The 13366-nt window shown below is 64.8% G+C and carries 10 protein-coding genes; all 10 read left to right on the top strand.

Annotated features, from left to right (window positions below; all coding sequences use genetic code 11):
* Window positions 1-47 precede the first annotated feature (47 nt).
* The 10 genes from QM467_RS17425 to lpdA all read left to right on the top strand — a co-directional run bounded on the left by QM467_RS17425 (window position 48) and on the right by lpdA (window position 13321).
* Window positions 48-1151, top strand: coding sequence for an OpgC family protein (locus QM467_RS17425; protein WP_283367611.1), 1104 nt, complete (start codon window positions 48-50; stop codon window positions 1149-1151).
* Window positions 1100-1891, top strand: a complete 792-nt coding sequence (locus tag QM467_RS17420) for an SGNH/GDSL hydrolase family protein (protein ID WP_283367610.1) — start codon at window positions 1100-1102, stop codon at window positions 1889-1891. Before QM467_RS17425 ends, QM467_RS17420 begins: the two co-directional genes overlap by 52 nt.
* Window positions 1892-1920: 29 nt before the next feature.
* Window positions 1921-3474 (top strand): bifunctional aminoglycoside phosphotransferase/ATP-binding protein, encoded by a 1554-nt coding sequence (locus QM467_RS17415; protein ID WP_283367609.1) that lies wholly within the window; start codon window positions 1921-1923, stop codon window positions 3472-3474.
* Window positions 3475-3595: 121 nt separating this feature from the next.
* Entirely contained in the window at window positions 3596-4366 is a 771-nt protein-coding gene (locus QM467_RS17410) for an FCD domain-containing protein (protein WP_283367608.1), read from the top strand.
* A gap of 123 nt (window positions 4367-4489) precedes the next feature.
* Window positions 4490-5293: a (Fe-S)-binding protein gene (locus QM467_RS17405; RefSeq protein WP_283367607.1), complete on the top strand. Its 804-nt coding sequence runs from the start codon at window positions 4490-4492 to the stop codon at window positions 5291-5293.
* Window positions 5290-6693: a lactate utilization protein B gene (locus tag QM467_RS17400; protein WP_283367606.1), complete on the top strand. Its 1404-nt coding sequence runs from the start codon at window positions 5290-5292 to the stop codon at window positions 6691-6693. Before QM467_RS17405 ends, QM467_RS17400 begins: the two co-directional genes overlap by 4 nt.
* A complete protein-coding gene (locus tag QM467_RS17395; protein WP_283367605.1) occupies window positions 6690-7346 on the top strand; it encodes a LutC/YkgG family protein in 657 nt (218 codons plus the stop codon). The genes QM467_RS17400 and QM467_RS17395 overlap by 4 nt, the downstream gene beginning before the upstream one ends.
* Before the next feature lie 113 nt (window positions 7347-7459).
* Window positions 7460-10120 carry a pyruvate dehydrogenase (acetyl-transferring), homodimeric type gene (gene aceE, locus QM467_RS17390; protein WP_283367604.1) on the top strand — a complete coding sequence of 887 codons (2661 nt, stop codon included), beginning with the start codon at window positions 7460-7462 and terminating at the stop codon, window positions 10118-10120.
* A 149-nt stretch (window positions 10121-10269) separates the two neighbouring features.
* A complete protein-coding gene (gene aceF, locus QM467_RS17385; protein WP_283367603.1) occupies window positions 10270-11568 on the top strand; it encodes a dihydrolipoyllysine-residue acetyltransferase in 1299 nt (432 codons plus the stop codon).
* 13 nt (window positions 11569-11581) lie between these two features.
* Entirely contained in the window at window positions 11582-13321 is a 1740-nt protein-coding gene (gene lpdA / locus QM467_RS17380; protein ID WP_283367602.1) for a dihydrolipoyl dehydrogenase, read from the top strand.
* Window positions 13322-13366: the final 45 nt, after the last annotated feature.

The raw sequence follows: 13366 nt of genomic DNA, 5'->3' as shown, positions 1-13366 counted from the left end.
GCCGGCTTGCGCCCTTCTGGCAGGGGCGCGGGTCGAGGATGGACCGCATGAGGGCGCCGAATTCGGTCGATTTCTGGCGCGGCTTCGCTCTGGTGACGATTTTCGTCAACCACGTCCCCGGCATCTTCATCGAGCGCTACACCTTCCGCGAATATTCGCTCTCCGATTCCGCCGAGCTGTTCGTCTTTCTCGCCGGCGTCTCCCTGCGTTATGTGATCAATTCCCTCTCCAGCGAGCCTCTGAGCGCGCTGCTGTACCGGCTCGCGGGCCGCGCCCTGACCATTTATTTCGCGCAGATCGTCATCACCGCCTTCGCCATCGCCATCATCGCGGGCGCCGCCAAGGCGCTGGACCAGCCCTATATCCTGCAATGGCATAATGCGGCGGCAGTGTTCGAGGATCCGGTCGACGCCCATATCGGCCTGATCCTGCTGCGCTACCAGCTCGGCTATTTCAATATTCTGCCACTCTATGTGGTGCTGATGGCGATGGGGCCGACCATCGGCATTTTCGACCGGCTGGCGCCGCGTCTGCTGCTGCCGCTCTCCTTCGCGGTCTATCTCTACACCGTGGCCACGGGCCTCAACCTGCCGACCTGGCCCGTCGAAGGCACGTGGTTCTTCAGCCCCTTCGCCTGGCAGTTCATCTTCATTCTCGGCTTCGTGCTGAGTGGGCCGAAAGGCTATTCGAGCTGGTCGCCGCGCACCAAGAAGGTCCTGTTCTGGCTTGCCGGCCTCCAGACCCTCATCGGCCTGACCATAGCGTTGGCGGACTTCACGCCCGATCCCGCCGTGCTGCCGAGCCCGAAACTCTTCTTCGTGTTCGATAAGACCTATCTCTCGCCGGCGCGCGTCGTCCACGCTTTGGCCCTGGCCTGCTTCTTCATGGGGGCCTTCAAATATATCGACCGCTGGCTGCCTTTCCTCACGGAATATCTGGCGATGCTCGGTCGCAATTCCTTGAATGTTTTCTGCGCAGGATCGGTTCTGAGCCTGTGCGGACAGGTCGCCCGCTACCGTTTCAACGGGCGTTTGGAAATCGATCTCCTCGTGCTACTTGTTGGAATGACTGGATTAGGCGCAGTTGCATGGTTGTCGGAATGGCGCAAAAGGCTCGCCGTGGCGCGCGCGCGGCAATTGGCCTCAGCCTGAGCCTGGGGCTCGGCGGGCTGGCGGTCGGCGCCGCATCGGCGGCGCAGGACGGCGTCCGTCCGGCGCTGTCCTGCGAGGCGCCGCCGGATGCGCTCGCCGCGCCAGCGCCCCTGTCCCGCGTCGCCGCCGCGCTGAAGAAAAGCGAAAAGCTCAATATCCTGATCATCGGCTCGCCCATCGGCATGGGTCGCGGCCAGCACAAATCCTATCCCGCAGCGCTGGAAACCTTGCTGGAGCGCGCCCTGACCGGCGTGGACGTGATCATCACCAACCGGCCGGTTTCCGGAGAGATCGCCGCCACCGCCGCCGAGCGCATGCGCACAGAGGTCGCGCTGTCGCGGCCGGACCTGCTGATCTGGCAAGTCGGCGCCAATGACGCGCTCCAGCATGTCGCGCCGCAGGATTACGAGTCCCATCTGCGCGAGGGCGTGCGCTGGGCCAAGGAAAATGGCCTCGACGTGCTGCTGGTCGGATTCGAAGCCAATCCCTGGCTGCATGACGACCGCGAGGCGGACGCCATCCGCGAGGCGACCCGCCGCGTCGCGCTGGCGGAAAACGTGCTTTATCTGCGCCGCTACGAGGCGATGCAATTCGCGACGCGAACGCGCGACCGGATCGAACAGGGCGACCAGCCCTTCGCCGCCGAAATCGGCTATGAGTGCCTGGCCGAACAGGTCGCGCAGGCGCTGGTGGCGAATATGGTGCTGCGCCGCACCCGCCCCGCCCCTATCGAACCCTGACCCGCGCCGTCAAATCTGGGCGAGACCTCATGGACCAATCGGCTGCCATTGCTTTCATCTCGCAGGCCCTGGCGCGTGAGGCCGGCGCCCCGGTCGAATTCAAGCAGACCCACGTCTCGCTGCTATTCCTCGCCGGCGGCCTCGTGTTCAAGCTGAAACGCGCGATCGCCTTTCCCTATCTCGACTTCTCCAAGGCCAGCCTGCGCGAAAAGGCATGCCGCGCCGAACTGGCGCTGAATTCTCGCGCCGCGCCTGATCTTTACCTCGGCGTGCGCCGCATCACCCGCGAGCCTGGCGGACTGGCCTTCGACGGGCCAGGACGGCTGATCGACTGCATTGTGGTGATGAGGAGGTTCGATGAATCCGGCCTGTTCGACGTCATGGCGCGCGAAGGCCGGCTAACGCCCGCCCACATCGAGTCGCTGGCGGAGACCATCGCGAAATTCCACGCCAGCGCCCAGCGCTTCAAGGAGCCGCAGGGCGCAGCCGTCTTTACCCATCTGCTCGATCTCAACGAGATTTCCTTCGCCCATAGCGGAATTTTCGCAAAGGAGGACCTCGTCCGGCTCAACGCCCTGTTCCGCGCGGAGCTGCGAAAGCTCGCGCCACTGCTCGACGCGCGCGCCGCGAGCGGCTTCGTGCGGCTGTGCCACGGCGACCTCTATCTTCGCAACATCTGCTGGTTCGAGGGCCGCCCGACCCTGTTCGACTGTATCGAATTCGACCCCCGGCTCGCGCGGATCGACACGCTTTATGACGTCGCCTTCACCCTTATGGACCTCTGGCTGTTCGGGCGCCACGACCTCGCCAACCTGCTGTTCAACCGCTATGTCAGCGCCTTTTCGCGCACCCTGCCCGACATGCCGGCGAAAACCCGCGACGGCTATGCGGCGCTGCCCTTCTTCATGGCGCTGCGCGCCGCGATCCGCGCCCATATCGCGGCGGCCCAGGCCCATACCGGCGATATCGAGACCGATGCCGCGCGGGAGCGCGAGGCCCGAGCCTATTTCGCTTTGGCCGAGGATCTGCTCGCGCCGCGTCCCAACGCCATCGTCGCCATCGGCGGCTTCAGCGGCTCCGGCAAATCGACGCTTGCCGCCGCCATCGCAGGCGAAATCGGGCCGCCGCCGGGCGCGCGCACGCTCAATTCCGACCGCACGCGCAAGGCAATGCACCGCACAAGGCCCAACGACAAGCTGCCGCCCGCGGCCTATGAGATCAACATCACGGCGGCGGTCTATCTGCGCCTCCTCTCGCGCGCCATGGATGCGCTCGGGCAAGGGCGCTCCATCATCCTCGACGCGGTCTATTCGACGCCGGACGAACGCGACGCCGTGGCCAAGCTCGCGCGCGAATGCGGCGCGCCCTTCGTCGGCCTGTGGCTCGACGCGCCGACGGACGTGCTGCGCCAGCGCGTCCATGACCGCCCCAAGGGCGTCTCGGACGCCGATCTCAACGTGCTCGAAGCCCAGCTGCATCGCGACGCCGGCAAGATCGACTGGATCCGCCTGGATTCCTCCCTGCCCGACCTGCGCGAACGCGCGCTGAAGATCGTTCGGTCCGCCCTGGCCGAAGCGCGATGAACCAAAGCAGGCTTCGGGCGTTTCGATCTGGCTGACCGAATTCTTTTGTGGTCTAATCATTTGACCTAACCCGAAAGAACAAGCCTCATCCGTCAAGGATGCGGGCCAAACAGGACGTCTCATGGATCCCTTGCGAACGCCAAAGCTCGCGGACGCGCTCGCCGACCACCTCGAGCAGCTGATCCTCGAAGGCGCGCTGCGGCCCGGCGAGAAACTGGCGCCGGAACGCGAACTGGCGGCCACGCTGGAAGTCTCGCGCCCCTCGCTGCGCGAGGCTCTCGACAAGCTGCAGTCGCGCGGACTGATTGAGACGAACAAGGCCGGGAATTTCGTCAGCCGCTTCCTGACGCCCATGACGGACCCGCTGACCGCATTGTTCCAGTCAAGCGACCAGTCGTTGACCGATTATCTCGAATATCGCTGCCTCATCGAAGGCGAGGCCGCCCGGCTCGCGGCCGCCCGCGCAACCGACGTGGAGCGCGAGGCCATTTCGGCCTGCCTAGAAAAGCTCCGCGCGGCCCATGAGGCCAACGACATCGCGGCGGAGGCGGAAACCGACGCCGAACTGCATATGCTGATCTATGAGGCGACGCATAATCTCGTGCTGCTGCATGTGATGCGCGCCTTTTACGAGATGCTGCGCAGCGACGCCTTCTACAACCGGCGCCAGCTCTATACCCAGCCCGGATCGCGCGACGAATTGCTCGACCAGCATTTCGCCATTGCCGAGGCGATCCTTGCGCGTGATCCCGAAACAGCGGGCCTCGCCGCCGCCGCCCATATCAACGGCATCGCGAAGACCCTCAGTGAAATGCGCGAGGAACAGACCCGAGTGGCCCGCGCCCTGCGACGGATGGGCCGCTCTGAACTGCTGGCTCGGCACAGCGAATGACGCCGCGGCCATTGACTCGTCAATAGCCGACGCCGCTGGAATGAAAGTTGGTAAAATCATTTGACCAAGGAATTTTCCTCGCTATAAGGTCGCCTTGACCTCGCTGGAGAAGGGCTCAGGCCGATGCCGGAACGTGGGAATGCCCCTAATTCGCCGCGTGTCGGCCTGTTTGTGACCTGTCTGGTCGATTCCATGCGGCCGAATGTCGGATTCGCCGCCGTCGCCCTGCTCAAATCCGCCGGCTGCAAGGTTGAGATTCCGCTCGCCCAGACCTGCTGCGGCCAGCCCGCTTTCAACAGCGGCGCGGATGAAGCGACCAAGCCGATCGCCCGGCAGGTCATCGAGACCTTCGAACCTTTCGATTATCTGGTGGCGCCGTCCGGCTCCTGCGCCGGGATGATCAAGGCGCATTACCCCGAACTTTTCGCGGATGATCCGATCTGGCTCGACCGGGCGAAGCGCCTCGCGGCCAAGACCCATGAATTGCTGAGCTTCCTTGTCGATGTGCGCGGCTTCCGCCCGCAGAACGTCGCCTGCAAGGCCAGCGCGACCTATCACGATTCCTGCTCGGGCCTGCGCGAACTGGGCGTCAAGGCGCAGCCGCGCGCGCTGCTGTCATCGGTAAAGGGACTGGAGCTTCGCCCGTTGGAAGGCGATGAGACCTGCTGCGGTTTCGGCGGGACCTTCTGCGTGAAATATTCCGACATCTCCAACGCGATCGTTGGCGAAAAGGCGCAAAACGTCGTCGCGACCGGCGCCGACCTGCTGCTTGGCGGCGATCTGGGCTGCCTGATGAACATGGCCGGCAAATTGAGCCGCGAAGGCGCGAAGACTCGCGTCTTCCACACCGCGGAAATTCTGGCCGGAATGTCCGCTTACGCCATTGGCGAGGAATCCACAGGCGCCGCAGGCAAGGAGGCCAAATGAGCGCGCCATCCGGGACTTTTCAGGAGCGCGTCGACAAGGCGCTCGGCAATGCCCAGCTCAAGGTCGCGCTGGAGCGCACCACCGGCAATGCGCGGCGCAAGCGCGCCGCCGCTGTCGAGGCCTGGCCGGATTTCGTCGCCGCCCGCGCCGCCGCCGCCGCGATCAAGGACCATTCCATCGCCCATATGGCCTATTATCTGGAGATGTTCGAGCGCAATGCGCTCGCCTCCGGCGCGCAGGTGCATTGGGCGCGCGACCCCGACGAAGCCTGCAAGATCGTCGTCGACATCTGCAAGGCTGCGAACGCCAGGACGGTGACCCGCTCGAAGAGCATGCTCGGCGAGGAAATCGGCCTGCCCCATGCGCTGGCCGGCGCCGGCATCCGCCGCGTTGAGACCGATCTCGCCGAACACATCATCCAGCTTGCCGGCGAGACGCCCTCGCATATCATCTGGCCCGCCGCCCATCGCACCCGCGAGGACGTGGCCAAACTTTTCGACGAGCATCACCGCGAAAAGCCGACCGCCCATGACGTGGTCAGCATGGTCGGCTCGGCGCGCAAGGAATTGCGCGAGGATTTCTTCGCGGCGGATGTCGGCATTTCCGGCGCGAATTTCCTGTGCGCGGACACTGGCGCGATCTGCACCATCACCAATGAGGGCAATGCCGAGCTGACCACGACCCCGCCGCGCGTCCATATCGTGACGGCGGGCATCGAGAAGATCGTCGCCAGCACCGAACATGCGCTGCAATTGACCCGCCTGCTGGTGCGCTCGGCCACCGGCGCCGACCTGACCCAATACACCACCTTCCATTGCGGACCGAAGCGCCCGGGCGACCTCGACGGGCCGGATCAGTTCCATATCGTCCTGGTCGATCACGGCCGCACGGAAATGCTGACCGAAATGCCGGAAATGCTGCGCTGCCTGCGCTGCGGCGCCTGCCTCAATCATTGCGTGGTCTATCGCGCCATCGGCGGCCACGCCTATGGCGGCGCCTATCCCGGCCCGATGGGCTCGGTGCTGACCCCGGTCTTCGATGGGCTTGAGCAGACGCGCGACCTGCCCAACGCATGCACCCTTAATGGCCAGTGCCGGCAGGTTTGCCCCGTGGATATCCCGCTGCCGACCATGTTGCGGCATTGGCGCGAGCAGAGCTGGCGCGCCGGCTACGAACCCAAGACGCTGCGCGCCGCCATCAGACTCTGGGCCTTCTTCGCCGCACGTCCAAGACTTTACCAATTGGCGCAGGCCGTCGCGCTGCCCGCGATGCGGCTGTTCGCAAAAGGCGGCTGGATATCCTCGCTGCCGCTCGCCTCGGGCTGGACCGCCGCGCGCGACCTGCCCAAGCCGCCGGGGGAAAGTTTCTTGACCAGCATCCGGAAAGGCGGAACGCCATGAGCGCCCGCAACGACATTTTCGCCGCGATCCGCAAGGCCCGGCCCGAAGTCGCCGCGCCCACGAGCATCGCATCCGAGGCGCAGGCCTGTTCGCAGGCGATGAAGCGGACTCTGCCGCCGCTCGACGCCAGCGATCTGGTCGGTCTGTTCACCGCCCGCGTCAGCGCTGAAAAAGTCGGCGCGACGGTGGAGCGCGTCGCCAGGCTGACGGACCTTCCCGGCGCCGTCGCGCGCTATGTGGCGACCAACGCCCTCGCCCCGGATTTCGCCCTGCAGCCCGATCCCCGCCTCCAGCAATTAGCCTGGCAGGATGCGCCCGGAGCCGAACTGCGCCCCGGCGCGCCCTTGCGCCGCGACACCGCGCTCGCAGTCGGGCTGGCCCTGGGCGGCATTGCGGAAACCGGCTCGCTCATTTTCCATTCGGGCGCCGAAGCGCCGACCTTGTACGGCTTCCTGCCGCTGCATCATCTGGTTGCGCTGGACGCGCAAACCCTGATGCCGCTGCTGGAAGATTACGCCGTTTTCGCCAGCGGCCTGCCCGTCCCGCGCAATGTCAATCTCGTCACCGGCGCGAGCGGCACCACCGATATCGAAGGCGTGCTGGCGCGCGGTGCCCACGGCCCGGGGAATCTTCACATCGTGATCTTCAACTAAGCCTTTCGGTTAAGCATCGAAAAGCTGAGAGGCCGCGGCTGAAAAGGCCGCTTATCATTCGCCAAAACCAGAGCGGGGCCTTGTGCCGGCCACCGCCGTCAAGGGAGCTGGGCATGGATAAATCAGATGCGACCGCCGAAACGCGCGAGTGGCTTGAAGCCCTGAATTCGGTGCAGGCATATGAAGGCGTGGAGCGGGTGGACGACCTGCTCAGCGAGGTGGTCTCGGAAGCGCGCAAGAATGGCGCGCAACTGCCCTTCGCCTGGAACACCGCCTATATCAATACGATCCCCGTGGCCGACCAGCCGGAGCCTCCCGGCGAGCGCGCGATCGAATCGAAGATCCGCGCCGCGATCCGCTGGAACGCCGCGGCGATCGTGCTCAAGGCCAACAAGGTGTCGTCGGAACTGGGCGGCCATATCGCCAGCTTCCAATCCGCCGCCACGCTCTATGACGTCGGCTTCATGCATTTCTGGCGCGCGCCGGACGCCACCCACGCCGGCGACCTGATCTTCATCCAGGGCCACAGCTCGCCGGGCGTTTACGCCCGCGCTTATCTGGAAGGACGCATCTCGGAAGAGCAGATCCTCAATTTCCGCCAGGAAGTGGACGGCAAGGGCCTGTCTTCCTATCCGCACCCCTGGCTGATGCCTGACTTCTGGCAATTCCCGACCGTCTCGATGGGTCTTGGGCCGCTGATGGCGATCTATCAGGCGCGGTTCCTGCGCTATCTCGAAGGGCGCGGCCTGATCGAGACGCATGAGCGCAAGGTCTGGGCCTTCATGGGCGACGGCGAGATGGATGAGCCGGAATCGCTCGGCGCGATTTCGCTCGCGGGCCGCGAAAAGCTCGACAATCTGATCTTCGTCATCAATTGCAATCTTCAGCGCCTCGACGGCCCTGTGCGCGGCAATGGCAAGATCATCCAGGAGCTGGAGGCCGATTTCCGCGGCTCCGGCTGGAACGTCATCAAGCTGGTCTGGGGCGCGGGCTGGGACGAACTGCTCGCGAACGACACGACCGGGCGGCTGCGCCAGTTGATGGAAGAATGCGTCGACGGCGAATATCAGGACTTCAAGTCCAAGAACGGCGCCTACATCCGCGAGAAATTCTTCGGCCGCTATCCTGAGACGGCGGCCATGGTCAAGGACTGGTCGGACGACAAGATCTGGAGCCTGACCCGCGGCGGCCATGACTCGCGCAAGGTCTTCGCGGCTTACAAGGCGGCCTCGGAGCACAAGGGCCAGCCGACGCTGATCCTCGCCAAGACCGTCAAGGGCTATGGCATGGGCTCGGCTGGCGAAGCGCAGATGATGTCGCATCAGGCCAAGAAGATGAGCCTGGAGGCGCTCAAGCAGTTCCGCGACCGCTTCAAGATTCCGGTCGCCGACGCCGAGATCGAGCACCTCCCGCTGATCAAGTTCCCGGCGGGTTCGGAAGAAGACAATTATCTGCACGAGCGCCGCAAGGCTCTGGGCGGCTACCTGCCTTCACGCCGCCGCCAGAGCGAGCCGCTGATCATCCCACCCCTGTCGGCGTTCGAAGCGCAGCTCAAATCCACCGAAGGCCGCGAAGTCTCCACCACCATGGCCTTCGTGCGCGTGCTGAACCATCTGCTGCGCGACAAGAATATCGCCAAGCGCATCGTGCCGATCGTGCCGGACGAGAGCCGCACCTTCGGCATGGAGGGCATGTTCCGGCAATATGGCATCTTCTCGCAGGTCGGCCAGCTCTACCGCCCGCAGGACGCCGACCAGCTCTCCTATTACAAGGAGGACCGCTCGGGCCAGATGCTGCAGGAAGGCATCAATGAAGCCGGCGCCATGGCGTCGTGGATCGCGGCGGCGACGTCCTATTCCAATTCCAACACGCCGATGATCCCGTTCTACATCTATTATTCGATGTTCGGGTTCCAGCGCGTGCACGACCTCGCCTGGGCAGCGGGCGACATGCGCGCGCGCGGCTTCCTGCTCGGCGGCACCTCTGGCCGCACCACGCTCAACGGCGAGGGCCTGCAGCACGAGGACGGCCACAGCCATATCCTCTCGGCCACCATTCCCAACTGCGTCTCCTATGACGCCACCTTCGGCTACGAGGTCGCGGTCATCGTCCAGAACGGGCTGGAGCGCATGTATGGCAAGGGCGAGGACGTCTATTACTACCTCACTTTGCTCAACGAGAATTACGAGCATCCCGCCATGCCGGAAGGCGCGGAAGAAGGGATCGTCAAGGGCATGTATCTCTTCAAGGCGGCGCCCGAGGGCACGCCGAAGGAGAAGCGCGTGACCCTGCTCGGCTCGGGCGCGATCCTGCGTGAGGTCATCGCCGGCGCGGAGCTTCTGGAGCGCGATTTCGGCATTCACGCCGATATTTTCTCGGTCACGAGCTTCACCGAACTGAAGCGCGAGGCGGACCTCTGCGAGCGCTGGAACATGCTGCATCCGCTGGAGGAGCCGCGCGTCCCTTATGTCACGCAGCAGCTTGCCGCGCGGGGCGACAGCCCGGTGGTCGCCTCCACCGATTACATCCGCGCCTATGCCGAGCAGGTCCGCGCCTATGTGCCGACCCGCTTCAAGGTCCTCGGCACGGATGGCTTCGGCCGCTCCGACTACCGCCGAAAGCTGCGCGCCTTCTTCGAGGTGGACCGCAACTACGTCGCCGTCGCCGCGCTGAAGGCCATGGCGGAGTCACAATTGCTGCCTGCCAAGAAAGTCGCCGAGGCGATCGAGCTCTATCACCTCGACCCCGAAAAACGGGATCCGATGCACGCCTAATTTGGCGTCCAGATCCGATGCAACCGGATCTGGACGCCACCTTTTCGTAAAGACGCGTTTTCGCTGCGCGGACCTTCGGTTCTTCACACGAACCTTCATCGCTCGAAAACGCTATGGCCCTTCGCTCTCTTCTCCCAGGGTTTGAAACAATGTCCAAGATTGAAGTGAAAGTGCCGGATATCGGCGATTTCAAAAGCGTTCCCGTAATCGAGATCCTGGTCAAGGCCGGCGATGTCATCAAGGCCGAAGACCCCTTGATCGTGCTTGAATCCGACAAGGCGACAATGGAAGTCCCGGCTCCCGCCGGCGGCGTGGTGGGCGAAATCCTGCTGAAAGTCGGCGACAAGGTCGGCGAAGGCTCGCCCATCCTGACTCTGACGACCGAAGGCGCCGCAGCGCCCGCAGCCGCCCCGGCGCCCGCCGCCGCGCCCGCAGCGCCGGCCGCATACAAGCCGGAGCCGATCGCGGTGACCGAGGGCGACACCGGCAAGATCGCCGGCCCGTCGCCGCTGCTCGGCCCTGGCGGGACGCTTGCCGATTTCGGCAATGTCTTCGCCTCGCCCGCCGTGCGCCGTCTCGCGCGCGAACTGGACATCGACCTGACCAAGGTCGCCGGCACGGGCGAGAAGGGCCGCGTCACCAAGGAGGACGTCAAGGCCTTCCTGTCCGGCGGCAAAGCCGCCCCGGCGGGCGTTTCGGGCGGCTCGGGCATCCCGGAAATTCCGGCGGTCGATTTCTCGAAATTCGGTCCGATCGAGGAAAAGCCGCTCTCGCGCATCAAGAAACTGTCCGGCCCCTTCCTGCACCGCGCTTGGCTCAACGTCCCGGCTGTCACCCAGCATGACGAGGCCGACATCACCGAGATCGAGGCTTTCCGCAAGGAGCTGGACGATGCCGGAAAGGCGGCGAAAAAGCCGTACCGTGTCTCGCTGCTGCCCTTCCTGATGAAGGCCAGCGTCTCGATCCTGAAGCAGTTCCCGGATTTCAATTCATCGCTGAATCCGGCCAAGGACGCCCTGATCAACAAGAAATACTGGCACATCGGCTTCGCCTGCGACACGCCAGACGGCCTCGTCGTGCCGGTCATCAAGAATGTCGATCAGAAAGGCGTGCTCGAAATCTCCAAGGAACTGGGCGATCTCTCGGCCAAGGCGCGCGACGGCAAGCTCGGCCCGGCTGAAATGTCGGGCGCGACCTTCACGATCTCTTCGCTCGGCGGCATTGGCGGGACCGGCTTTACCCCCATTGTCAACGCGCCGGAAGTGGCGATCCTGGGCGTCGTGCGCTCGAAAATGGCTCCGGTCTGGGACGGCAAGGAATTCATCCCGCGCCTGATGCTGCCGCTATCGCTGTCTTACGACCATCGCGTCATCGACGGCGCCGCCGCCGCTCGTTTCGCCCGCGCGCTCTGCGTGCTGCTCGAAGACGTCCGCCGGCTGGCGCTGTGATCGGGAGCTGAACATGACCGAAGCAATCAAGGTCCCCGATATCGGCGACTTCAAGGATGTTCCCGTTATCGAAGTGCTGGTCAAGGCCGGCGATGCGATCAAGGCGGAAGACCCGCTGATCGTGCTCGAATCCGACAAGGCGACCATGGAAGTGCCTGCGCCCGTCGCTGGCGTGGTCAAGGAAGTGAAGGTCAAGGTCGGCGACAGGGTCGGCGAAGGCGCCGTCATCCTGCTGCTGGAAGGCGCGGGGGCCGGCGCCGCGGCGGCTCCGGCCTCTGCTCCGGCGGCGGCCCCTGCTCCCGCCACGGCGCCGTCCTCCGCCCCCGCCGTCGCTGGCGACCTGCACGCCGAAGTGCTGGTGCTCGGCGCAGGTCCCGGCGGCTACAGCGCCGCCTTCCGCGCCGCCGATCTCGGCGCCAAGGTTGTGCTGGTCGAGCGTTGGCCAGTGCTGGGCGGCGTCTGCCTCAATGTCGGCTGCATCCCGTCCAAGGCTCTGCTCCACGCCGCCAAGGTGATCGAGGAAGCCCATGACATGTCGGAAGGCGGCATCGCCTTCGCCGCGCCGCAGATCGACCTCGACAAGCTGCGCGGCTGGAAGGAAGGCGTCGTCAAGCGCCTGACCGGCGGCCTCGGCGGTATGGCTAGGCAGCGCAAGGTCACGGTCGTGACAGGCAAAGGCGCTTTCGCCTCGGCCAACAGCCTTGAAGTCATCGCGGACGACGGCTCGAAGAAGGTGGTCAGTTTCGACAAGGCCATTATCGCGGCGGGCTCCGAGCCGGTGACCTTGCCCTTCATCCCGCATGACGATCCGCGTGTGATCGATTCAACCGGCGCGCTTGAGCTGAGCGATATTCCGAAACGCCTTCTGGTGCTCGGCGGCGGCATCATCGGGCTGGAAATGGCGACGGTCTATCATGCGCTCGGCTCGAAAATCACCGTCGTCGAACTGCTGGACCAGATCATTCCCGGCGCCGACAAGGATATCGTGGCGCCGCTCGCCAAGCGCATCGGCAAGAAATATGAAAAGATCCTGCTCAAGACCAAGGTGGTCGCGGTCTCGGCCGAAGCCGCCGGCCTGCGCGTGACCTTCGAGGCCTCCGACGGGACAAAGAGCGACGACACATTCGACAAGCTGCTCGTCGCCGTGGGCCGCAAGCCCAATGGCAAGTTCATCAGCGCCGAGGCCGCCGGCGTCGGGGTGGATGAGCGCGGCTTCATCGCGGTGGACAAGCAGATGCGCACGAACGTGCCGCATATCTTCGCCATCGGCGACATCGTCGGCCAGCCCATGCTCGCCCACAAGGCGACACATGAGGCCAAGGTGGCGGCGGAAGTCGCCTGCGGCCACAAGTCGGCCTTCGATGCGAAAGTGATCCCCTCCGTCGCCTATACCGACCCGGAAGTCGCCTGGGTCGGCGTGACCGATACCGAAGCCAAGGCCAAGGGGCTCAAATTCGGCAAGGCCACCTTCCCCTGGGCCGCGTCTGGCCGCGCCCTGTCGCTCGGCCGCGACGAGGGCCTGACCAAGGCCCTGTTCGACGAGGAGACGAAGCGGCTGATCGGCTGCGGCATCGTCGGCCCCGGCGCGGGCGACCTGATCGCGGAAGCCGCGCTCGCCATCGAAATGGGCGCCGACGCCGAGGATATCGGCCTGACGATCCATCCGCATCCGACCTTGTCAGAGACCATCGGATTGGCGGCGGAATTGTTCGAGGGCACGATCACCGACCTGATCGCGCCGAAGAAGAAGTAACAACCCCACAATTATGAAGCCGCCGGATGATCGTCCGGCGGCTTT

This window comes from Rhodoblastus sp. 17X3, assembly GCF_030056575.1.
GTDB lineage: Bacteria > Pseudomonadota > Alphaproteobacteria > Rhizobiales > Beijerinckiaceae > Rhodoblastus.
This window is presented reverse-complemented; position numbering and strand designations above follow the sequence as displayed.

Excerpts from the sequence above, each read along its gene's own strand:
- QM467_RS17425 (WP_283367611.1), top strand. The coding sequence starts at position 48 with ATGAGGGCGCCGAATTCGGTCGATTTCTGGCGCGGCTTCGCTCTGGTG.
- QM467_RS17420 (WP_283367610.1), top strand. The coding sequence starts at position 1,100 with ATGGCGCAAAAGGCTCGCCGTGGCGCGCGCGCGGCAATTGGCCTCAGC.
- QM467_RS17415 (WP_283367609.1), top strand. The coding sequence starts at position 1,921 with ATGGACCAATCGGCTGCCATTGCTTTCATCTCGCAGGCCCTGGCGCGT.
- QM467_RS17410 (WP_283367608.1), top strand. The coding sequence starts at position 3,596 with ATGGATCCCTTGCGAACGCCAAAGCTCGCGGACGCGCTCGCCGACCAC.
- QM467_RS17405 (WP_283367607.1), top strand. The coding sequence starts at position 4,490 with ATGCCGGAACGTGGGAATGCCCCTAATTCGCCGCGTGTCGGCCTGTTT.
- QM467_RS17400 (WP_283367606.1), top strand. The coding sequence starts at position 5,290 with ATGAGCGCGCCATCCGGGACTTTTCAGGAGCGCGTCGACAAGGCGCTC.
- QM467_RS17395 (WP_283367605.1), top strand. The coding sequence starts at position 6,690 with ATGAGCGCCCGCAACGACATTTTCGCCGCGATCCGCAAGGCCCGGCCC.
- aceE (WP_283367604.1), top strand. The coding sequence starts at position 7,460 with ATGGATAAATCAGATGCGACCGCCGAAACGCGCGAGTGGCTTGAAGCC.
- aceF (WP_283367603.1), top strand. The coding sequence starts at position 10,270 with ATGTCCAAGATTGAAGTGAAAGTGCCGGATATCGGCGATTTCAAAAGC.
- lpdA (WP_283367602.1), top strand. The coding sequence starts at position 11,582 with ATGACCGAAGCAATCAAGGTCCCCGATATCGGCGACTTCAAGGATGTT.